Source organism: Oribacterium sp. oral taxon 078 str. F0263 (assembly GCF_000469565.1).
In the GTDB taxonomy this organism is placed as follows: Bacteria; Bacillota; Clostridia; order Lachnospirales; family Lachnospiraceae; genus Oribacterium.
Map to the genome: position 1 here is coordinate 334,062 of NZ_KI273122.1, position 21,157 is coordinate 355,218.

A 21,157-nucleotide genomic window follows, 5' to 3' on the forward strand; every position below is an offset into this window, starting at 1 on the left:
TATAAAAAAAGAGGCATCGGAATTTTCTTCCGATGCCCCTACTTTAACAGCCGAAGCTGAAAAAGGGCTGAAAACTTTGTGAAGGATCTGTGATTATTCGTATCGTCCGTAGCCGTAGACCTTTGCGAAAGATATCTCATTTTCCCGGACATAGTCCCCGGTATGCGTACAATGGATAACGGTCCCGTTCCCGCTGTAAATCCCGACATGGTAGATGGTCGTCGGGGAATCGCCGTAGAAGATCAGATCGCCGGGCTTAAGCTCCTCGACGGAGACCTTCTTCGACGCAGCATACTGCGAGCGGGAGTCTCTCGGAATCTTGATTCCGAAATGGCGGAAGACCTGCTGCGTAAAGCCGGAGCAGTCGGCTCCCTCCGTGAGGGAGGTCCCGCCCATCTTGTAGGAGAGTACGCCGATGTATTCTCTGGCAAAGCGGATCATCTCCGTGGCGCCGGACTTCGGGAGATCTCCCTCGCTGCTCCCCACCTTTCCCTTAAAGTTCAGGCTTTCAGAAGACTTCTTCTCTTTCTCGGTCTTCTTTTCATTTTCGCTCTTCTTCTGAGAGGGATTGAGATCCTCCGCCTCGAAGACCTCTCCCTTCTCCTCCACGAGCTCCGCGATCTCCGTCCCGAGGTCCATATCGGAGCTAAGGTCAATCGTACCGGTGCTCATTTCATTCTTATTGGTGCTGATCCCGTTTTCCGCAGAGGACTTGAGCTGCACCACGCCGCCCTTTACCCAGGCGCCGCTCTCATTGACCCGGCTTCCGTCTATCGTCTTTGAGACCTGGAGCCAGCCCTTTTTATCGAAGTAATAGCACTCCGCCATGCCGTCGTCATTTCCATCGATCCAAAACCAGCCCCCCTTCTTATAGGAGCCATTCAGATCATTATACCACCACTTCCCCTTGTCCTTTCCGCTGCCCTTCTGCCATCTGCCCGCATAGACCGGCGCGCTCAGTGCCGCGCAAAGAAAAAACGCTGTCCCAATCGTCCGCCGGATCCTTCTGCCGCTCTCCTTCATGCTTTCTCTCCCCATCCCCATAAGTGCCGAAAAACGAAATACGTAGCTCCATCATACGGGAAGAAAAAGATTCTGACAATAGTCTGCGCCGCATTGTAAAGCAATCGAAATAATTATAACGGGGGCTCCGGTCCCGGATACCCTCTTTCGTAAGAAAGAACGGAGGAAAGCTCAGTCCTCTTCTCAGCTCTCTTTTACGGTGATCACAAGTCCGTGCGGAAGACAAACAATCGGGAGATCATAGGAGGCAGCGCTGAGTGCCGCTGTGCGGACACAGATCTGATTGCTGCAGTTCGATTCCGAGCATCTCGCCGTTCGGTTCTGAACCTCGATGAGATTTACCGCGTGTCGGGCCGGATCCGCCTCCTCCCCGAGAGAGGCGAGCGTCGTCTCCATCGGAACCTCCTTCGCCGTATCGTCCAGGACCTCGTATTTTGCATCCCGGGACAAGGGGACGAGAAGGAGCTCCTCCCCGTTTCTCTGGACGGAGAGCATGAGCTGTTTTTTATGACGAAAATGCCGAAGGCAAAGGGGGACAGCGCATAGGAAAAGAAGAAAAAGAACTGCGGCGATCAAAATCCTGTCTCGCTTCCCGGGCATAATTTTCATTGCTTTTTTCCTCATTTCTCTTGCCTTGTCCTATACCGAAGCTCCCCCGCATGCATGCGGGCCGCTTCCCGATGGCTGCCCTCTTCTTTTTTTGCATAAGCCTTCGGATTGCTTCGTGCTTCGCCCTCCCGCAATCCGACGCAGCAATTCGGAAATCGCGGATCTCCTTCCTCGATCCGCTTCTTTCCTCATTTCTGTTGCCTTGTCCTATACCGAAGCTCCCCCGCATACATGCGGGCCGCTTCCCGATGGCTCCCCTCTTCTTTTTTGCATAAGCCTTCGGATTGCTTCGTGCTTCGCCCTCCCGCAATCCGACGCAGCAATTCGGAAATCGCGGATCTCCTTCCTCGATCCGCTTCTTTCCTCATTTCTGTTGCCTTGTCCTATACCGAAGCTCCCCCGCATACATGCGGGCCGCTTCGGTGCAGGACAAGAGCTTATGCACTAAAAAAGCTCCGCGCGTTTGTTCGGAGCTCTCGGGCCACAAACCAGACTCGAACTGGTGACCTTCTGATTACGAATCAGATGCACTACCAACTGTGCTATTGTGGCAACTTCTACATGATAGCATGATTGAGAATTCTCCGCAAGGAGAATTTTATGATTTCAGTCCGCGTTTTGCGAAAGGACGGGCGCTTTCAGAGCCGCGGGCTTTCCAAGCTCAGGAAGGCATTCGTCTGCCGCAGTTTCTTATTGCGCTTTACGAATTTGCCTCTATAATTATTTTCTAAGTCCGACACCGGAAAGGGCCTGATGATGCATGAAAATATTCCAGGCAGCGCCAATCATCCATTAAGGAGCAGCTTTATGAGTAAAAGACAGTTTTATCTATTTCTGGGATCCCTCTGGATCTGTTTTTCATCTCTTACTTTTGTCCTGGCACTTATCGCAAGATTTATCTATTGGAGTGTTCAAACCAGGATTGGGCCCTACTCCTATCTCCCCGATTCTTTCTCTCTTCTCCTCATTATTCCGGTTCTGTTATTTATAAGCGGTCTTATTTTTATTATTCTTTCCTGCCTGAAAATCTCAAAGGAAGAAGCTTGAGAGCGGGAATGGATATTCGAATTCTTGAGAGCAAGGAGAAAATTGCCGAGGCCTTTTTTAAACTGCTGGAAAAATTTTCCTTTGAGGAAATCACAATTTCAGAGATCACAGGACTCGCGCAGGTATCCAGGAATACTTATTACCGCCATTTCAGGAATAAATTGTCCATTCTCGAATTCCTGTCCGATGAGCTGATTGAAGACTATTTTTTTGAGGTGCAGCAGCTTCGGGAGAAGGATCTGGAGCATGTACTCGCGCTTTATTTCTCCTTTTGGCTCAGACATAAATCCTTCGTCCGGGTTCTTGAAAAGCAGAGACTTCAGGGACTTCTCCTAGACCGGCTTCGGCAGAAGCTGCCCGATTTTATGAAGAGCTCTTCCCTTCCGTGGCATGAGAAAAACGGCGGAAAAAGAGAACTGATCCATCAGCTGATGATTGGCGGTGCCTGGAATATTTTCACCTATCATCTTGAGAATAAAAAGGCCATTCATCCGGAGCTTTTATCCCAAGAGCTTATTCGGGAAATGAAGGATACTCTGGAAAAAGATGCACAGCGATTGTTCGGGGCGGACCTTTAGGCACAAAAAGCAGTAATCTGTGTCTGATTTTAAGGCAGACGATTTCATGTCCTATACTTCTTTTGCAAGCTCAATCACACAAAAAGGAGGGAACATGATTCTTTCACTGCTTTTTAACTGGTTTACACTTCCGATTCTTTTTATCCTGCACGATTTTGAGGAGATGATCCTCGTGCCCTTTTGGAAGAAAACAGAGCGCTTCCAGAGAAATCCAAAGTTTTGGCACTACTTTGGAGATACAAAAAACGGGGCGGTCTTCTCCATCGGCGTTTTGGAGGAATTTCTGATCCTTCTCTTAGTCTCCGCTCTTTGCGCCGCGGGAGATAACGGGCGCCTCTATCTTTGTTTTCTGACAGCCTACAGCTTTCATTTCCTGATTCATCTGAAGATGTGTCTTTCCTATCATGCTTATGTTCCGGGAATCGTGAGCTGTCTTTTGCAGCTTCCCCTTATGGGGATTTTGATCAGGCATTACTTTGTACCGGACCTTATGACCTTCGTTCTCTTCGTCCCGACCATGCTTATTGTCTTTGGAAATCTATTCCTCATGCATAGGCTCATGCCCAAATGGGAAGCGCAGTTAAATCGAATTTTCCGCTGAGGATCCGGCCGGGCGGCGGTGATGCAAAGAATATCCCGCCGCTTTTATTCCAGCTCGAAGGCCCCGGTGTAGAGCTGGTAGTAATTTCCCCTCGCCCGGATCAGCTCCTCGTGGCTTCCCCTCTCGATGATTTTTCCGTGGTCCATGACCATGATGACATCGGAGTTTCGGACCGTGGAGAGGCGGTGCGCGATGACGAAGACGGTGCGCCCCGCCATGAGGGCATCCATCCCCTTCTGGACGATCGCCTCGGTTCTGGTGTCGATGGAGCTGGTCGCCTCATCCATGATCATGACCGGCGGGTCCGCGACAGCGGCTCTTGCGATCGAGAGAAGCTGCCTCTGCCCCTGGGAGAGATTGCCCCCGTTTCCGTGGATCTCGGTCTCATAGCCCTTCGGGAGTCTCGTGATAAAGTCATCCGCACCGGCGAGTCTCGCCGCCGCAATGCACTCCTCGTCCGTCGCGTCCAGCTTCCCGTAGCGGATATTTTCCATGACGGTCCCCGTAAAGAGAACCGTGTCCTGGAGGATGATGCCGAGGGATCTCCTAAGATCCTTCAGCCGGATATCGTAGATGCTGAAGCCATCGTAGATGATCTCGCCCTTTTGGATATCGTAGAAGCGGTTGATCAGATTCGTAATGGTGGTCTTCCCGGCTCCGGTGGCTCCGACGAAGGCGACCTTCTGCCCGGGCCTCGCATAGACATTGATATCCGAAAGCACCGTCTTCCGCCCGTCGTAGGAGAAGTCGACTCCGTGGAGCTCCACATCACCGCGGAGTCTCCGGTACTCTGTCTTTCCGTCCGCATCCACCTTTTTCCAGGCCCACATCTCCGTCCGGCTCCCGGTCTCCTCGATCCGGCCGTCCTTTTCCTCGCAGCGGACGAGGGAGATATGGCCCTTGTCGCTCTCCGGCTTTTCATCCATGAGGGCAAAGATCCTCTCCGCCCCGGCGACTCCCATGACGACGGAGGTGATCTCTGTGGAAATCTGCCCGACCTGTCCCGCGAACTGCTTCGTCATATTGAGGAAGGGGACGACGATGGAGATCTGGAGCGCCATCCCGGAGAGGCTCAGATTCGGCACCTTGAGGGCCAGAAGCAGACCCCCGAAAACCGCGACAAAGACATAGAGGATATTTCCGATATTGGCAAGGATCGGCATCAGGATGTTCGCGTAGCGGTTCGCCTTCTCGGAGACGCGGAAGAGCTCCTCATTGATCCGGTCAAAGTCCCGCTTTGCGGCCTCCTCATGGTTAAAGACCTTCACGACCTTCTGCCCGTTCATCATTTCCTGCACATATCCCTCGGTCCTCGCAAGCTCCTGCTGCTGCCGGATAAAATAATGACTGGAGCCGCCTCCGACCTTTTTCACCACCCTCGTCATGACGACGCTTCCGATCAGGACGATCGCGCTCATCCAAAGGGAATAGTAGAGCATGATGAAGATGATGGTCACGACCGTCACAAAGGATACCAGGGCCTGGGGAATGCAGATCGAGATGAGCTGCCTCAGGGTATCGATATCGTTTGTGTAGCTGCTCATGATATCGCCGTGGCTGTGCGTGTCAAAATAGCGGATCGGAAGATCCTGCATGCCGTTGAACATCCTCTCCCGAAACTTCTTTAAGGAGCCCTGGGTGATCGTCGCCATCAAAAAATTATAGATAAAGCCGGCGGCGAGGGAGATCAGATAGAGGATGCAGAGGATCAGGACCCATCGGAGGATCTCGGGGGCAACTCCCTCCCAGTTCCCCTCCCTCCAGCTTTTCTCAATGAGGGAGAGGATCTTTTGCTGAAAGACGGAGGGAATGGCCGAGACCGCCGCATTTAAAAGGATGCAGAAGATCGTCACCGGAAGAAGGACCGGGTAAAAGGAGAAAAGGAAAGAAAGGACCCGTTTCAGAGTCGGCAGGAAATGCTTTGCGCCTCTTTTCTTATCCATCTTCCTCTTCCCCCTTTCTGTTCTGGGACTCATAGACCTCCCGGTAGATCGGGCTCTTTTCGAGGAGCTCCTCGTGGGTCCCGACGGCGGCGATCCGCCCCTTGTCCAGGATAACGATCCGGTCCGCCTCCTGGACGGAGGAGACACGCTGCGCGATGATGATCTTTGTGGTATCCGGGATATATTCCTGCATCCCCTTTCGGATCAGCGCATCCGTCCTTGTATCCACGGCGGAGGTAGAGTCGTCCAGGATCAGCACCTTCGGCTTCTTCAGAAGCGCCCTTGCGATACAGAGCCTCTGCTTCTGCCCTCCGGAGACATTGCTTCCCCCCTGCTCGATATGCGTGTCATAGCGGTCCGGGAAGAGCTCGATGAATTCCGAAGCCTGCGCGAGCTCGCAGGCCTCCTTCATCTCCTCCTCCGTCGCGTTCGGGTTTCCCCAGCGGAGATTCTCCTTGATGCTCCCGGAGAAGAGGATGTTCTTCTGGAGGACGACCGCGACCTGGTCCCGGAGAAGCTTAAGATCATAGTCCCTCACATCGACGCCGCCCACCTTGACGCTCCCCTCCGTCACGTCATAGAGCCGGGAGATGAGCTGTGTCAGGGAGGACTTCGCGGAGCCGGTGCCTCCCAGGATCCCGATCCTCTCTCCGGAGCGGATGTGCAGCTCGATATCTGAGAGCACAGGGCGCTCCGCAAGAGGGGAATACTTGAAGCTCACATGGTCGAAGTCCACCGAGCCGTCCCGAATCGTCCGAACGGGATGCGCGCTCTCCTTCATGCTGCTCTCCTCGGAGAGAACCTCCGCGATACGCTTTGCGGATTCTACGGAGATCGTCACCATGACGAAGACCATCGAGAGCATCATAAGACTCGAGAGGATCTGAAAGCTGTAGGTGAGGAGGGCGGAGAGCTGGCCGACGTCGAGGCGGGAGCCGCGGCTCGTGATCACAAGCCAGGAGCCAAAGCTCATGACGAAGAGGACCACGACGTAGAGGCAGAACTGCATGAGGGGGTTTGTCACGGAAACCAGCTTCTCGGCATAGACAAAGTCCCGGGCGAGGTCTTCCGCCCTCGCATTGAACTTCTCCTTCTCATAGTCCTCCCTCGTAAAGGACTTGACCACCCGCATGCCGCCGATATTTTCCTGTACGGAATCATTGAGCGCGTCGTATTTTTTAAAGACAGCGTTAAAGATCGGAAGAGCCTTCCAGATGAGGAGGGAGAGTCCGATCCCGAGGATCGGGGCGACCAGCACGAAGATCCAGGCAACCTGCCCTCCCATGATGAAGGCCATGATAAAGGAAAAGACCAGCATGATCGGACTTCGAAAGGCGAGGCGCACCAGCATCATATAGGCCATCTGCACATTCGTCACATCCGTCGTCATCCGGGTCACGAGGGAGGAGGTCTCAAAGTGGTCGATATTCTCAAAGGAAAAATCCTGAACCCGGTAGTACATGTCCTTTCTCAGATTTTTCGCAAAGCCCGTGGAAGCGCTCGCGCTGTAATTTCCCGCCTGCACACCGAAAAAAAGCGAGAGCATCGCCATAACGATGAGAAAGAAGCCGAAGATCAGGATCGTCTGAAGCCCGCTTCCCGCCTTGATCTCGTTGATGAGCCGCGCGGTGACAAAGGGGATGATGCACTCCAAGATGACCTCTCCCGTGACCATGACAGGCGCAAGGACGGAGGGCCTTTTATACTCCCGGATCGATTGTTTTAAAATTCTGATTACATTCACGGAATTCTCCCCTTCTTCAGTACAGTAAAGCTCCACGCCGAAGGCTTCGACAGCGGTAAAAGGATCCGCATTCTCATAGTCCATGAGAACGCTTTTCGTTCCGGACTGCCGCCTGTAAAACGCTCCTTCCACAGGAAGGGGCGTCTGCTTCCGGGCATATCCCATCATGATGAATAGAAGCTCCAACTCCCGGAATCGACAGCCGGAGCGAAGCCGTCCTCTGCCAAAGAGGGCGGTCCGCAGAAAGGACCGCCCGCGATCTGTGCCATTTTAGAGTCTTTTTCCTCAATAGTCAAGAATCCGTCAAAATCGTCAGGAATCAATGAGGAATCAATCAGGAATCAAACTGGCTTTCATAGAGCTTTTTATAAAAGCCGCCCTTCCGAAGAAGCTCCTCGTGCCGCCCTTTTTCGATGATATTTCCCTCCTTCATGACGAGAATCAGATCCGCATTCCGGATCGTGGAGAGGCGGTGCGCGACGATGAAGGCCGTTCTCCCCTGCATCATCCGGTCGAAGGCGTGCTGTATGTGGAGCTCTGTTCTCGTGTCAATGGAGCTCGTCGCTTCATCCAGGATGAGCATCGGCGGAAGGCGAAGCATGAGGCGCGCGATGCAGAGAAGCTGCTTCTGCCCCTGGGAGAGAGAGCCCCCGTCCTCCCCGAGCACCGTATCGTAGCCCTTCTCCATCTTTCGAATGAAGCTGTCGCAATGGGCCTTCTTCGCGGCCTCTATGATCTCCTCCTCTGACGCATCCTTCTTTCCGTAGGCGATATTGTCCCGGATCGAAGCGGACTTCAGCCAGGTCTCCTGGAGCACCATGCCGAAGTTATTCCTGAGGCTCTCCCTCGTAATATGCCGGATATCCCGCCGGTCCACCTCGATGCTGCCGCGGTCGACCTCGTAGAAGCGCATGAGGAGATTGATGAGCGTCGACTTCCCGCAGCCGGTGGGGCCGACGATCGCGGCGGTCTCCCCCGGCTTTATCCGGACCGTGAGATCCTGAAGAAGCGTCTTTGTCTTATCATAGCTGAAAAAGACGTGGGAGATTCCGACCTCCCCTCTCGCCTCCGAGAGCTGCTCCGCATCCTTTGGATCCGGCAGAATCCCCGGCTCGTCCATGAGCTCAAAGACGCGGGAGGCAGAGGCAAGCGCATTCTGAAGCTCTGTAATCACAGCTGTGATATCGTTGAAGGGCTTTGTGTACTGTGTGGCATAGCTCAGAGCCGCGCTGAGCTCTCCGACAGTGAGCGTCCCCTGAATCGAAAAGACGGCCCCCGTCATCCCGACAAGGGCATAGACCAGGGCATTGATAAAGCGGGTCGCGGGATTCACGAGGGAGCTGAAAAAGGTCGCCCGCATGGAGTAGCCGGAGAGCTTTTGATTGATCTCGGAAAAGCGCTCCGTGCTCTCTCTCTCCCGGGAAAAGGCCTTCACCACCTTGAGATTTCCGAGCATCTCATTCGTATAGGCTGTGATCTCTCCCCGAAGCTCGGACTGGTGCCGAAAGAGCCGGTAGCTGCTCTTTGCGATAAAGCTCGCCGCGAGGAAGGAGAGCGGCGTGAGAAGGACGACCAGGAGAGCGATCCTTATGTCGATAAAAAACAAAAAGATCAGGGTCTCCAGGATCGTGAGAAGCCCGGTAAAAAGCTGGGAGAAGCCGAGCAGAAGCCCCTGAGAGAACTGATCGATATCCGTGATCACGCGGCTCACCGTATCCCCCGCCGGATGGGAATCCAGATAAGAGAGCGGAAGATTCTGTATCCGGGAGAAGAGTTTGGTCCGGATATCCTCCACGACATGATAGCTCACGATATTGTTGATGTGATTCATAAGCCACTGGCTCAGCGCCGAAGCGAATATGAAGAAGAGCATGAGGCGGAGAATTCCAAAAAGCGCTCTGAAATCCACCTCTCCCCTTCCGACAATCCGGTCTACGGCCCGCCCGATCAGAACGGGGATATAGAGAGACAGTACCACACTGAGCGCCGAAAGAAGGAGGGAGAGAAGCACAAGATGCCGGTACTGCCGGATGTAGCGGAGAACCCGGAGGAGCGTCTTCTTGTCCTCCTGATTCAGTTTTCTGATTTTTTGTCTCGCCATGCTTCCTCCCTCCCGGGGAAATCCTCGCTTTGCAAGATACAATTTTTGCTTATCTGATGCCTCCGAAACGCCGGGGCAAAAGACGGCCTGTTTACTACTCCTCTGCTTCCTCACGGGAAAGCTGTGAGAGGCAGATCTCCCGGTAGACCGGGCTCTCCCGGAAAAGTAGGTCGTGCTTTCCAAGCCCCGCCATATGCCCGTCCTCCAGGACCAGGATCCGATCGGAATTCCGCACACTCGCGACTCTCTGAGAGATCAAAAATACGGTGCTGTCCTTGGAATACTCCCTCAGAGCAGAGCGGAGCGCCGCATCGGTTGCGAAGTCCAGCGCCGATGCGGAGTCGTCCAGGATCAGGATCTCCGGGCGGCGAAGAAGTGCTCTGGCGATACAGAGTCTCTGTCTCTGTCCTCCGGAGAGGTTCCTCCCCTCCTGCTCGATGAGGAGAGAAAGCCCCTCTCCCTTTTCCTCTACGAAGGGGAGAGCCTGGGCGATGCGGAGCGCTTCCCGGATCTCCTCATCCGTCGCATCCTTCTTCCCCCAGCACATATTTTCTCTGAGGGTCCCGGAGAAGAGGACGGAGCGCTGCGGCACCACGCCGATCCGGAGCCGGAGCTCCTCAAGGGGGATATCCCGGATATCCCGGCCAAGGAGCGTGATGAAGCCGGAGCTCACATCGTAAAAGCGCGGGATCAGATTGACAAGGCTGCTCTTTCCCGCTCCGGTTCCGCCGATGATCCCGATCGTCTCTCCCTTTTTGATCTCCAGAGAGATCTCCGTCAGCACGTTTTCCGCCTCCTTCGAATAGCGGAAGGAAACCCGGTGGAAGGCGAGAAAGATCTCATCCTTTCGGAGTCTTTTGAGAAGCTCTTCTTCCTCCTTTACTCTCTTCTCCTTCAAAAGGAGCTGCCCTTCTTCCTCGGAATACCCCTCATTCTCGGAAGGCTGCAAAAAGATCTCGTTTACCCTCCCGAGGCTCGCGTAGGCTCTCGACATCAGGATGATCAGATTGGCGAGCTTGATGAGCTCCGCAAGGATCTGACTCATATAATTTGTGAGTGCGACGATATCCCCCTGAAAGAGCTCTCCTCGATTCACAAGGCGGGCACCGAGATAGAGAAGACAGGCGACTGCGAGATCGATAAGCGTCAGCGTCACGGGATTTAAGAGCGCGGATATCCTCCCCACCCGGACCTGCATCTCTGTCAGAAGATCATTCTCTTTCTGAAAGTCCTTTTCCTCACTCTCCTCTCGGTTAAAGGCGCGGATCACCCGGACCCCGAGGAGGTTCTCCCTCGCGCTCTTCATGATCCGGTCGAGCTGTCTTTGAACGGCCCGGTAGCGCGGCATCGTGAGAAGGAGGATTCCAAAGACGACGAGAGAGAGAAGGGGAATCGCCGCCGTAAAGACGAGCGCCGCCCGCAGACTGATCCGAAAAGCCATGATCCAGGCGCCAAAGACGATGAAGGGGGAGCGCATGAAGAGCCGCAGCACCATATTCACCCCTGCCTCGATCTGATTGATGTCCGAGCTCATCCGGGTGATGAGCGTCGAGCTCCCGAGCGCATCGATCTCCGGATAGCTCAGGGAGTGGATATGGCAAAAGAGATCCTTTCTCAGATTCTGCCCGACATAGGCCGCGGCCTTCGCGGAAAAATACTGCGCAAAGAGAGAGCAGCTAAGGCCGATCAGAGCGAGGAGGAGAAGCACGCCCCCCATCCTGAGAACATAGGAAATATTCCCTCTCCGGATCCCCCGGTCGATCATCCCCGCGATCACCAGCGGGACGAAGAGCTCAAAGCAGGCCTCCAGACACTTAAAGAGCGGAGCCAAGACTGTGATCAGCTTATGATGCTTCAGATATCCGAAAAGCCGCTTCATGCTCGCTTCCCCCCCCTGACTCCTTCTTCCGATCGATAAAGATCGAAAGAGATATAGCTGTTTATTATATCACGAAATACCGAGGAAATACGCTCCCGCTCAGCGATTGATCCAGTAGTCGAAGACCGCCTTTGCGATGGGGGCCGCGGTGCGGCCTCCGGTCTCCCCGTCCTCTACCAGCACGCAGACCGCAAGCTTCGGATCCTGCATGGGGGCAAAGCCGGTGAACCAGGCATCCGTCTTGCTCTTCCCCCGGGACTGATACTCCGCAGAGCCCGTCTTCCCGCAGGCCTCATAGCTCTTGCTCTTAAGCTTGGAAGCCGTTCCCTCCGAGACGACCGCCCGCATGAACTGCTTCAGCTCCTCCGCCTCGCTCTCGCTCAGAAGCCTCCTCTCCTCTCCGCTCCCGAAGCTCTTCACACTGTGCCCGTCCGCCGACTCCACCTCCTGGATGAGCACCGGCTCATGGAGCACTCCCCCGTTTGCGATCGCGGAGGTGATGAGGAGACTGTGGAGAGGACTCATCATCGTCTCCCCCTGCCCGATGGCGGACTGCATCATCGTCCAGGTCCCGGAGCTCCCGTCGATCTTGAAGCGGCTCCTGGAGCTCAGGATCTGGATCGGAAGGTCCTGGTTAAAGAGGAGAGAGTCCGCGAGCCCCCGGAGCCTCTCCTTATCAAGCTCCGTGCCGAGCTTTGCAAAGGCGGAGTTGCAGGAGTTCGCATAGGCGCTCTTTAGGTCCTCCTTCCCGTGGACCTCACCGTTATAGCAGTGGACGACATATTTCGGATCCTCCTCGTCCACATAGGCTCCCTTGCACTGAAAGCGGAAATCCTGCCAGTCCGTTGGGTGCTCCCGGAAATATTCCAGGGCGATCAGGGTCTTAAAGGTGCTCCCCGGGGGGTAAAGCCCCTGGGTCGCCCGGTTCACGAGATTTCCGGAGACATTCTTCTCATCGGTGAGCTCCTCCCAGTCCTCCCGGATTGAATTCGGGTCAAAGCCCGGGTAGGAGACCATCGCGAGGATCTTCCCCGTAGAGGGTTCCATGCAGATGACCGCTCCCGCCCGCTCTCCGAGCGCATCGGAGGCCGCCTTCTGCAGCCCGGTGTCCAGGGTCGTGACGACATTGTCCCCGGGACTTTTCCTGTCCGTGAGCTCTCGGAAAAGCTGCCGGAGCGGATTGATATTGGACTCCATGAGATAGAAATTCGCGGCGGCCTCGAGGCCGGTCTTTCCCTTTGTGGAGTAGCCGACGGAATGCGCAAAGAGGGAGCCGTAGGGGTAGACCCTCTTCTCCGTATCCCCCTCCGTCTCCGTTCTCGCAAGGACCTGTCCGTCGGAGGAGAGGATCGCGCCCCGGATGAAGCGCCGGTCAAAGACCTCCATCCTGGAGTTATAGGGACTTCCCATGAGATCCGGAGCCTGCCAGCCGATGAAATAGATCATGTAGCCGATCATGCAGAAAAAAAGGAGCGAAAAGAAATATATCATTTTGAGAATTCCGCTGTTGGAACGCTTCCTCTCCTTATCTTCCATTTCGTCCTCCCTTCTTCCTCCCTTCCTTCCCGCTCAGATCCCTCTTCTCAGCCTCCGGCCCGATTCCCTCCTCTTCTTCGAAATCCTCCTCCTCTCCCTCCTCATCGAAGTCCTCATAATCCGAAAGCGCGCTCTCCTTCCCATAATCCGACTTTCCCATGCCGGCCGCCGTCTCCTTCCCGCTCATCGCCTTTTGGAAGAAGGCCGAAGCGCCTCCTCTTTCGCAGCTTTCCCGCTCTTCGCCCTCTTCCTCCGCTTCATCCTCATTTCCCTGAATGATGTAGAGAGCCTGAATCAAGGAGAAGACAAAGAAGCTTGCGATGAGGCTCGATCCTCCATAGCTCACAAAGGGAAGCGTCACTCCCGTGGAGGGGATGAACTTGACCGCGCCGCCGATCGTCAAAAAGACCTGCGCGATATACTGCATCGCAAGTCCCACCGCCGCAAGCTTATAGAAGCTAAACTCCATATAGGTCGCGATCATCATCATCTGCATAAAGCAGCCCAGGCAGAGAAGCGTCAGACAGATCGCGGTGACAGCCCCCATTTCCTCCGAAATCGCGGAAATGATAAAGTCCTTCTCCACGATGGGGATCTTGTTCGGAAGCCCCTGAAAGAGTCCGAGCCCGAAGAATCCCCCCGTCCCGATCGCAAAGAGGGACTGCGTGATCTGGTAGCCCCTGTCACTCATATCCGCCCAGGGATCCCTCCACGCGAAAAAGCGCGTCCTGACATGCTGAAAGAGAAAGTAAGAGAGGGAAGCGGCAAGGGACATCGCGATCCCCCCGAGAAAGAGATAGGCGGAGCGGTTTGTCGCGATATAGAGCATGACAAGAAAGGAAAGGAAGAAGATGAGGGCCGATCCGAGATCCTTACAGAGCACGAGGATCAGGATATGGGCCCCGGCGATCGCCGCGGCAGGCAGTATCTCCCGAAAGCGCCGCGCCTGATACAAAAATCCCGAAAGACTCAGTACAAAGCTGATCTTCACAAGCTCCGAGAGCTGAAAGGAGAAGCCGCCGATCGACAGACTCATCCTCGCGCCATAGCTTGTGACGCCGATCCCGAAGACGAGAAGCAGGAAAAAGATTCCGATCCCCGCAAAATAAAGGCGGTATTTCGCAAGATCCCAGATCTTATCGATGAGAAAGGGGATGAGAAGGGAGAGAAAGGAGGCCGCGACGGCGATCACATACTGTTTCAGCGATTTGTTGAGATTCAGCCGCTCCAGCATGATGAAGCCGTAGCAGAGGAAGAGACAGACATTATTGAGAAGAAGCTGATTCACATTCCGGTAGATGCGCCGAAAGAGAAAGCGGTAGATCAGGAAAAAGGCAAGCTGCGCAAAATAAAAGAGGAGGAGCATAGGATCCTCTGTCTTTAAAAGAATCACCGCGCTGAAAAGGAGATGAATGAGCAGGATGATCTGAAACTGCAGTCCGCAGAGCGTTCTCGCGTTCTCCTCCCGGCGGAGAGAGAGGATTCGGAAATTGCAATAGCTGTAGAGGACGATGAAAAGAATGCAAAGATACTTTGTGACCGTGCTAAAAAGATTGACCATTCCTTCCCCTTCCCTATCTGCCCTTCTCCTCCGCCCCGCTAAAGCGCGGGACACTCCGATGATCCCCGAGCGGATCCTGCGGCCGGGCCCCATCCAGGACGTTATCCATCCGGCGAAAAACACTCTCTCCGGCTGCCTTGCTCCTTATCTCACAGGCCCCGCACCCAAGTGCTGCCGTTTCCGATCCATAGCCCATAATCTGGTCCATCCGATACGCCGCATCCCGGGGGATGCCGGGAGAAATGCGCCGCTCACGGAGCCGATCCGGCGAATCTTCGTTTAAAACGGCATGAGATTTACTCCACTCCGGAGCGAAGCCGTCCCCTCGTATAGCGAAGCGGCGGCCTCCCGCGGAGGATCGCTTCACAGTCCTCAGCGGACTCTGCCGAAAAATCAAAGCGGAGGCTGTCCGCCCGAAGCTTCGAGAGCTCCTCTTTGAGATCTCCGCACCAGAAGCTGTCCGGGTTATAGATCTCATTATAGCAGTATTTACAGTACATCCTCACCGGCATCTCTCTCCCCGTCCGATCCTTAAGGAAGCGAAGCGGAGCCCCGCGGCGGCATTGACAGGCTGTCTTCTGAATGCAGTTTGCACTCACCATCATCGGAAGATGTCCGTAGACGAGAAGCTCTGTCCGGAGGGAAAGCTCGTCCATCTCCTCCTTCCAGCGCATAAGCTCGGGAAGCTTCAGCTCGATCGGATAGGTCAGACGCTCTGCTCCGAGGGAGCGCATGACGGAGGCCGCCTCCCGGTTCCAGGCATAAACAGTATAATCGAAAACCTGTTCCAGGGGATTTAAATCTCTCTTAAGGCTTTCTTCAAAAGGGAGAGAAAGCTGCTCCATCGAGCGGTAGAGAACTGCCTGCAAAAGCCCCTCCGGGAGCAGCCTCTCAAGAAGCTCCCGGGAGCTTCTCCCCCGGTCCGTCCTCTCAATCCGCCGAAGCCTGAGACCGGCTCTCCTGCCGTGCTCCCGTATCCTTCGGAGAAGCCCGGGGAGCTCACTGTCCGAAAAGGAAGCCTCGTCCAAGTAGATGAGCGCTGTGCTCTCCACGGAGAGCGCGGCGAGAAGCTGCGCATAGCTCGTGACGCTGACCCGAAGCTCCGCCCCCGGCGGGAAAGCTACCGCAGCCGGAAGAGCTCTTCTCTCCTCCTTCTTCCTCTTCCCTTCCTCTCTGCTTCTTCCCTTAAGGCTCCTCTTACTCTGATCCTTATCCCGATCTCGATTCCGGCTCCTATCCCCGCGCTTCTCCCTGCCCGGCTTCCCCCGTCCTTCTCCGTCTCTTCTCAAGTATGGCCCTCCTAAGCTCGGAAAATGCCTCTCTCCTTAAGCGCTTGATCGAGGAGATGGGGAGGAAAAGAGCCCCCTCCATCCGAAGGGAGAGCTTCTCAAGCCGAAAGCCGCTCCCGCCGCAGCTCCTAAGCTTCTCCTCCACCTCCCTTGGGAGAAGTGCTCTCCCCTCCGCAGCTTCCGCGATCTCCTCCGTCTCCTTTACAATGCGGATCTCCCCAATCTCCTCACCTTCTCCGGAGAGAAGCGTGAGAGAGAGGGAAGCTCTCTCCCCGGGAGAGACGTAAAAGTCTGCCGAAAGGGGAAGCGTCCGCTCCCGCTTCAGATAGTTTTCCCGGATCGGCTCCGAGATCTCCGCTCTCTCTGCCCGGAAGGCTCTCTCCGAGAGAGAGAGCATCTCCGGACCGTTTCGCCTTTTCAGGTAATTGCTCACCCCGCCCCGGTCATACATCTCCCGGAGAATCTCCCTGTCCCCCTCCTCAATGGAAAAGTCCCGCCCGGAGAGGGCGAGATCGAGATATTTCCGATAGACCGATACCACGCCCGCCGTGTAGAGCGGAGACTTCATCCTCCCCTCGATCTTCAGAGAATACGCGCCAGCAGAGAGAAGCTCCGGCAGGAGATCCAGTGTCTCCATATCCTTCATGCTGAGATAAAAGGCCTTCTTCCCTCCCGTCTCATAGCAAAGCCGGCAGGGCCCCGCGCACCTCCCCCGGTTCCCGGATCTTCCGCCAAGGAGTGAGGACATGAAGCAGGCGCCGGAATAGCTGTAGCACATCGCGCCGTGGACGAAGACCTCGAGCTCGAGCCCTGTCCTCTCATGGATCCTCCGGATCTCCTCAAGGCTTAGCTCTCTCGCGAGCACGGCCCGGGAGAAGCCGAGCCTTTTTGCGAGGAGGACTCCCTCCGGCCCCGTGATTGCAAGCTGCGTGCTCGCGTGGAGCTTAAGATCCGGAAAGTCCCTTCGTATGACGGAAGCCGCGCCGAGATCCTGGACGATCACCCCGTCAAGCCCCGCCTCGTAATAGGGCTTTAGGTATGAAAAAAGCTCTTTAAGTTCAAAGTCCTTAAAGAGTATATTTAGTGTCATATAGACTTTCACGGAGAAGAGATGGCAGTACTCGATCGCCTCCATCAGCATATCCTCTTCCCCGGAGGAAGCGGATACGGCATAGGCCCTCGCGCCGAATCTCCGGCCTCCCATATAGACCGCATCGGCTCCCGCATTGACCGCGGCCTTCGCCGAGAGAAAGGAGCCCGCCGGTGCGAGGAGCTCCGCGCGGAGGCTCATCCCGCGCTGCCCTCTCTTTCCGAGAGCAGGGCGAGCTTCCTCTCCGCCTCCTCAAGCTTTCGCTTCGCCTCCTCAAGCTTCATCCGGGTATTGATGAGGTCATGTTTTGCGGCGTAGCTCTCCCGCTCCTGCTCCTGCATCTCCCGCTCCGCCTTCTTCGTTTTCTCCCTCTCGATGAAAAGATCATCGCAGATATTGACCTCAAGCAAAAGATTCCGGAGCTCCGCATCCATATTGTGATAATCCCGGACTTCCTTCTTGAATTTGGATATCTTCGCATTCAGGTAGCCCGCCACCTCATGGAGATAGGTCTCTGACTCCGAACCGCTTAAGTCATAAATCTTTCCGTCGATCACCACTTCCACTGTGTTCTTCTCCGCCATCTTCCTCTCTCCTGTCCCTCTAATCTCAAGATCCCGCCCCTAAAGCTCCAGGCTGGACTGATGCGGAAGCCCCAGATGCCGATACGCGCGCTCTGTCGCGACCCTTCCCCGGGGTGTCCGCATGATGAGCCCGTTCATGAGAAGATAGGGCTCATAGACATCCTCTATCGTCCCGCTGTCCTCTCCGAGAGAGGCGGCGAGCGTCTCAAGTCCCACGGGACCTCCGCTGAACTTCTCCATGATCGTGAGAAGATAGCTCCGGTCATTCTGATCGAGGCCCAGCCTGTCGACATCCAGGATGTCCAGCGCATAGTCCGCGGCCTCCGCCGTGATCCTTCCCTCGTAGCGGATATCCGCGAAATCCCTCGTCCTCCTTAAGAGACGGTTGGCCAGGCGCGGTGTCCCCCGGGAGCGGAGCGCGATCCTCCTCGCCCCCTCCGGCTCGATCTCCACCTTCAAAACCCGGGCAGAACGGAGAACGATCTCCTCCAGCTCCGCTGTCTCGTAGAACTCCAGCTTCGCGATGATGCCGAAGCGGTCCCGAAGCGGAGCGGAGAGCAGCCCCGCCCTGGTGGTCGCCCCGATTAGAGTGAAGTGCGGAAGCTCGAGTCGGATGGAGCGGGAGGAGGCGTCCTTTCCGAGCATGATGTCGATCGCGAAGTCCTCCATCGCGGGATACAGCACCTCCTCCACCTGCCGGTTCAGGCGGTGGATCTCATCCACGAAGAGCACATCGCCCTCGGAGAGATTGTTGAGAAGCGCCGCCATCTCCCCCGGCTTCTCGATCGCCGGCCCGGACGTGACCTTGATATTCACCCCGAGCTCATGCGCGATGATGTTTGCGATCGTCGTCTTCCCCAGTCCCGGCGGGCCGTAGAAAAGACAGTGATCGAGGGACTGCGCGCGGTTTTTCGCGGCCCGGATGTAGACAGAAAGCATCTCCTTCAGCTTTCTCTGCCCGATGTAATCCGAAAGAAGCTGCGGCCGGATCGCAGGCTCAAAGCTCCGATCCTCCGAGCTCTCCTCCGTATTGATGATCCTTCGTTCCATTCGCCTTCCTTAAAACGCCAGATGCCGAAGACTTTGCTTTAAGACATCGTCCGGCGTCATATCCTCTGTGAGCTTCACCCTCCGGACCGCCCTCTGCGCCTCCGCCATGCCGTATCCCAGGGAAAGGAGAGCCTCCAGCGCTTCCTTCGCGCTGTCCCGAAGAGCCTCCTCCCCGCCCTCTGGGATCTCCCCATCGGTGGAAGCGGGGAGAAAATCCGGGGGATCGATCTTATCCTTTAAATCCAGAATCAGGCGCTCCGCCGTCTTCTTCCCGATTCCGGGCGCGGCCTGAATCGAACGGATATCCCCGGAAAAGATCGCCCTCCGAAGCTCCTCCGGTCGGAGGACCGAGAGGATCCCGAGCGCTCCCTTCGGCCCGATCCCGCTCACACCGAGCAGGCGGACAAAGATGTCCCGGTCCTCCGCCGTGAGGAAGCCGAAGAGCTCCATCGCATCCTCCCGCACGGAAAAATAAGTATGGATCTTCACCTCTTCTCCGGGGGGAGGAAGTGCCGGAAGCAAAGAGGCCGGAACACGGATTCCATAGCCAAGTCCCCCGGCCTCCACAAGCACCATTCCCTCCCGAAGCTCCCGGAGGATTCCCCTCACATATCGTATCATCTCGCACCTCGATCCATAACAGTCTAGCACAAAGCGAAGGGCATGGCAAATAAAAGAAGGCCCCGCGCCTCCCCCGATTCCTGCCCCTCTCACTCCCTTATGCTGAGCGAAGCGAGAAGATCATAGACGATGGTATCCCTCTTATCGCTTCGGAGAAATTCCCCCCAGTCGGGGATCAGGCAGTCATGCGTCCTCGCTTCCTCATCCTTCTTTTTAGAATAGCGAAAGCCCTTAAGATAATAAAAATTGCACCACCTTTTATGCTCAAGCGCCGCCATAAAGCACATCAGAGGATCCCTCTCGATCTCCTCCGTCCTCTTAGAAGGAGAAAGACTCTGAAGCTTCCTCTCCCAGTCTTTAAGCTTTTGTAAAAGAAGCTTTTCCTTTTCCTCCCCGGGGAGAAAATGCAGGAGAACCCGCTCCTTCATCTCCTTATGGAGCATCTGGCTCATGCAGGAATCCTTCTTTAAAAGACTGAGCTCCTCCCACAGCTCTCTCCTGCTCTCCTTCGCCCCTTCCTTCGAGACGATTTCAGAGGAAAGCGCATGGTAGCGGGCATTGAAGTCCATCGCCGCCTCTCTCCTTTGATCCTCCAAGACGCACTGCGTATTCAGGACCCTGCTCTCGATCCCAAAGGGGATGAGGGCGCCGTAATAGCCCGAGAAATTCTCAAAAAACGCGGAGAAGCTCTCCGGATCCCCGATCCTTAAGGCCGCAATCCTCCCCCTGAAAAGCTCCTTCAGCCGCTCCATTAAGATGAGATTGTCGGAAAGCTCACCGAGGGAGAAAACGACGATGTCGATCCGTCTCCTCCGATCCGCCTCCTCGATGAGAGAGAGAAAGTCCTTCCCGAGGATATCCGCCGTAAGCGCGTGAAGCTCCGCCGTCTTTCCGAGAAAGGGATACTCCGCCGTAAGCTCCGAGAGGCGCTTTTCGACCTCCCTGTCCGCGATCGTGAAATGATTGTTCTCCATGGGATTACAGACCAGGCTGTTCAAAGCCGCAAGGAGCACGGCCTCCCCCAGCCTCCCAAAACCAAGGATCAGGACGTGAAGACTCCCGATTGCCCCGCAGAGCGCCTCAAAATCAGCCGCCTCGGAGGGAGCCGCCTCCTTCCGAAAAAGCTCCTCCCTCCGGCAAAGCGCCTCCATCAGCTGCCCCGCGACAGCATCCTCCATATTGAAAAAGCTGATCTCTGCCCTCTTCATGCTGTCAATGCTTCTCTCCATCATCGCCTGCAGAAGATGGGAGCGGGAGCGAAGGACCATGTGACAGCGGCCCGGAAGGGGAAGCACCCGATCATGGAAGAGCCGCATATTCTTGAAATTTTCGATATCCTCCCCGAAGAAGATCACAGCACAGTCCCCTCTTCCCCCAAGCTCCTCCCGGAGAAGGGCGGAAGGATCCCGGGAGAGATCCGGGGAAAGCCTCCGGATCCCCTTTCCGATCAGAAAGTTCCTGTCATAGGGACAGTCAGAGCCCGCGATCATGGCTCCGACCCCGTTATTTTCCCGGATGAGATTCCGTAAAAGCCGGTAGGCGCTCTCGCCCTCCCCGAAGACGAGATACCGCTTCGCAAAAAGGCTCTTCCTGATGTAGGAGAGCTGATGCCATAGCACTCCGAAGGCATTCACGATGCCAAGAAGGCTACCAAGGGGGGAAAGCCACTTCGCGATCTCATAAAATACAGAATACTTTTCCGTAAGCCCTATGGTCGGCGCGAAAAAATAGAGCTTTATGGTGCTGAAGAGGACCGAAAGCCAAAGCCTCCAGCCGGAAAGCTGAGACCCATAGTAGAGATAAGAGCCGATCGCCCCGAGTATCCCTCCCGAAAGGAGCAGGAAATACATCAGCCGCTTCCTGCTGCGGGAGAGCTTCCCGATCCAGTAATTCCGCATACT

At 55.6% G+C, this 21,157-nt stretch carries 17 protein-coding genes and 1 tRNA gene; 3 read left to right on the forward strand and 15 right to left on the reverse strand.

Annotation, left to right across the window (positions count from 1 at the left end; all coding sequences use genetic code 11):
• Positions 1–93: 93 nt before the first annotated feature.
• From HMPREF1986_RS08800 to HMPREF1986_RS08810, 3 genes are all read right to left on the reverse strand, one after another.
• On the reverse strand, positions 94–1,023 hold the full coding sequence (locus tag HMPREF1986_RS08800; protein WP_036599871.1) for a C40 family peptidase: 930 nt from the start codon (positions 1,021–1,023) through the stop codon (positions 94–96).
• A 183-nt stretch (positions 1,024–1,206) separates the two neighbouring features.
• Complete coding sequence (locus tag HMPREF1986_RS08805) at positions 1,207–1,632, reverse strand: NusG domain II-containing protein (RefSeq protein WP_051273906.1); 426 nt, start codon at positions 1,630–1,632, stop codon at positions 1,207–1,209.
• A gap of 479 nt (positions 1,633–2,111) precedes the next feature.
• A tRNA-Thr gene (locus tag HMPREF1986_RS08810) sits at positions 2,112–2,184 on the reverse strand.
• A gap of 255 nt (positions 2,185–2,439) precedes the next feature.
• Here HMPREF1986_RS08810 and HMPREF1986_RS08815 point away from each other — a divergent pair.
• The 3 genes from HMPREF1986_RS08815 to HMPREF1986_RS08825 all read left to right on the forward strand — a co-directional run bounded on the left by HMPREF1986_RS08815 (position 2,440) and on the right by HMPREF1986_RS08825 (position 3,858).
• The gene (locus tag HMPREF1986_RS08815) at positions 2,440–2,679 is read left to right on the forward strand and encodes a hypothetical protein (protein WP_155978798.1); all 240 of its coding nucleotides are present in this window, start codon (positions 2,440–2,442) and stop codon (positions 2,677–2,679) included.
• Positions 2,676–3,257 carry a TetR/AcrR family transcriptional regulator gene (locus HMPREF1986_RS08820; protein WP_051273907.1) on the forward strand — a complete coding sequence of 194 codons (582 nt, stop codon included), beginning with the start codon at positions 2,676–2,678 and terminating at the stop codon, positions 3,255–3,257. The genes HMPREF1986_RS08815 and HMPREF1986_RS08820 overlap by 4 nt, the downstream gene beginning before the upstream one ends.
• Positions 3,258–3,351: 94 nt before the next feature.
• Positions 3,352–3,858, forward strand: a complete 507-nt coding sequence (locus tag HMPREF1986_RS08825; protein ID WP_021774484.1) for an HXXEE domain-containing protein — start codon at positions 3,352–3,354, stop codon at positions 3,856–3,858.
• A gap of 44 nt (positions 3,859–3,902) precedes the next feature.
• Here the strand turns inward: HMPREF1986_RS08825 and HMPREF1986_RS08830 are convergent, their stop codons facing one another.
• From HMPREF1986_RS08830 to HMPREF1986_RS08890, 12 genes are all read right to left on the reverse strand, one after another.
• Positions 3,903–5,801: an ABC transporter ATP-binding protein gene (locus tag HMPREF1986_RS08830; protein WP_021774485.1), complete on the reverse strand. Its 1,899-nt coding sequence runs from the start codon at positions 5,799–5,801 to the stop codon at positions 3,903–3,905.
• A complete protein-coding gene (locus HMPREF1986_RS08835; RefSeq protein WP_036600042.1) occupies positions 5,794–7,545 on the reverse strand; it encodes an ABC transporter ATP-binding protein in 1,752 nt (583 codons plus the stop codon). The genes HMPREF1986_RS08830 and HMPREF1986_RS08835 overlap by 8 nt, the downstream gene beginning before the upstream one ends.
• A gap of 334 nt (positions 7,546–7,879) precedes the next feature.
• Positions 7,880–9,646: an ABC transporter ATP-binding protein gene (locus tag HMPREF1986_RS08840; RefSeq protein ID WP_036600044.1), complete on the reverse strand. Its 1,767-nt coding sequence runs from the start codon at positions 9,644–9,646 to the stop codon at positions 7,880–7,882.
• 94 nt (positions 9,647–9,740) lie between these two features.
• Positions 9,741–11,525 carry an ABC transporter ATP-binding protein gene (locus HMPREF1986_RS08845; protein ID WP_021774488.1) on the reverse strand — a complete coding sequence of 595 codons (1,785 nt, stop codon included), beginning with the start codon at positions 11,523–11,525 and terminating at the stop codon, positions 9,741–9,743.
• 99 nt (positions 11,526–11,624) lie between these two features.
• Positions 11,625–13,061, reverse strand: coding sequence for a peptidoglycan D,D-transpeptidase FtsI family protein (locus HMPREF1986_RS08850; protein WP_021774489.1), 1,437 nt, complete (start codon positions 13,059–13,061; stop codon positions 11,625–11,627).
• Positions 13,051–14,622, reverse strand: coding sequence for an FtsW/RodA/SpoVE family cell cycle protein (locus HMPREF1986_RS08855; protein WP_021774490.1), 1,572 nt, complete (start codon positions 14,620–14,622; stop codon positions 13,051–13,053). The genes HMPREF1986_RS08850 and HMPREF1986_RS08855 overlap by 11 nt, the downstream gene beginning before the upstream one ends.
• A 296-nt stretch (positions 14,623–14,918) precedes the next feature.
• Positions 14,919–15,911 carry a U32 family peptidase gene (locus HMPREF1986_RS08865; protein WP_021774492.1) on the reverse strand — a complete coding sequence of 331 codons (993 nt, stop codon included), beginning with the start codon at positions 15,909–15,911 and terminating at the stop codon, positions 14,919–14,921.
• A complete protein-coding gene (locus tag HMPREF1986_RS08870) occupies positions 15,856–17,202 on the reverse strand; it encodes a peptidase U32 family protein (protein WP_021774493.1) in 1,347 nt (448 codons plus the stop codon). Before HMPREF1986_RS08870 ends, HMPREF1986_RS08865 begins: the two co-directional genes overlap by 56 nt.
• Positions 17,199–17,585 carry a cell division protein ZapA gene (locus tag HMPREF1986_RS08875; RefSeq protein WP_009214636.1) on the reverse strand — a complete coding sequence of 129 codons (387 nt, stop codon included), beginning with the start codon at positions 17,583–17,585 and terminating at the stop codon, positions 17,199–17,201. Before HMPREF1986_RS08875 ends, HMPREF1986_RS08870 begins: the two co-directional genes overlap by 4 nt.
• 39 nt (positions 17,586–17,624) lie before the next feature.
• On the reverse strand, positions 17,625–18,635 hold the full coding sequence (ruvB, locus tag HMPREF1986_RS08880) for a Holliday junction branch migration DNA helicase RuvB (RefSeq protein ID WP_009214635.1): 1,011 nt from the start codon (positions 18,633–18,635) through the stop codon (positions 17,625–17,627).
• Between the two features lie 9 nt (positions 18,636–18,644).
• Positions 18,645–19,256, reverse strand: coding sequence for a Holliday junction branch migration protein RuvA (gene ruvA / locus HMPREF1986_RS08885; protein ID WP_021774494.1), 612 nt, complete (start codon positions 19,254–19,256; stop codon positions 18,645–18,647).
• 89 nt (positions 19,257–19,345) lie between these two features.
• Entirely contained in the window at positions 19,346–21,154 is a 1,809-nt protein-coding gene (locus tag HMPREF1986_RS08890; RefSeq protein ID WP_021774495.1) for a hypothetical protein, read from the reverse strand.
• Positions 21,155–21,157 lie beyond the last annotated feature (3 nt).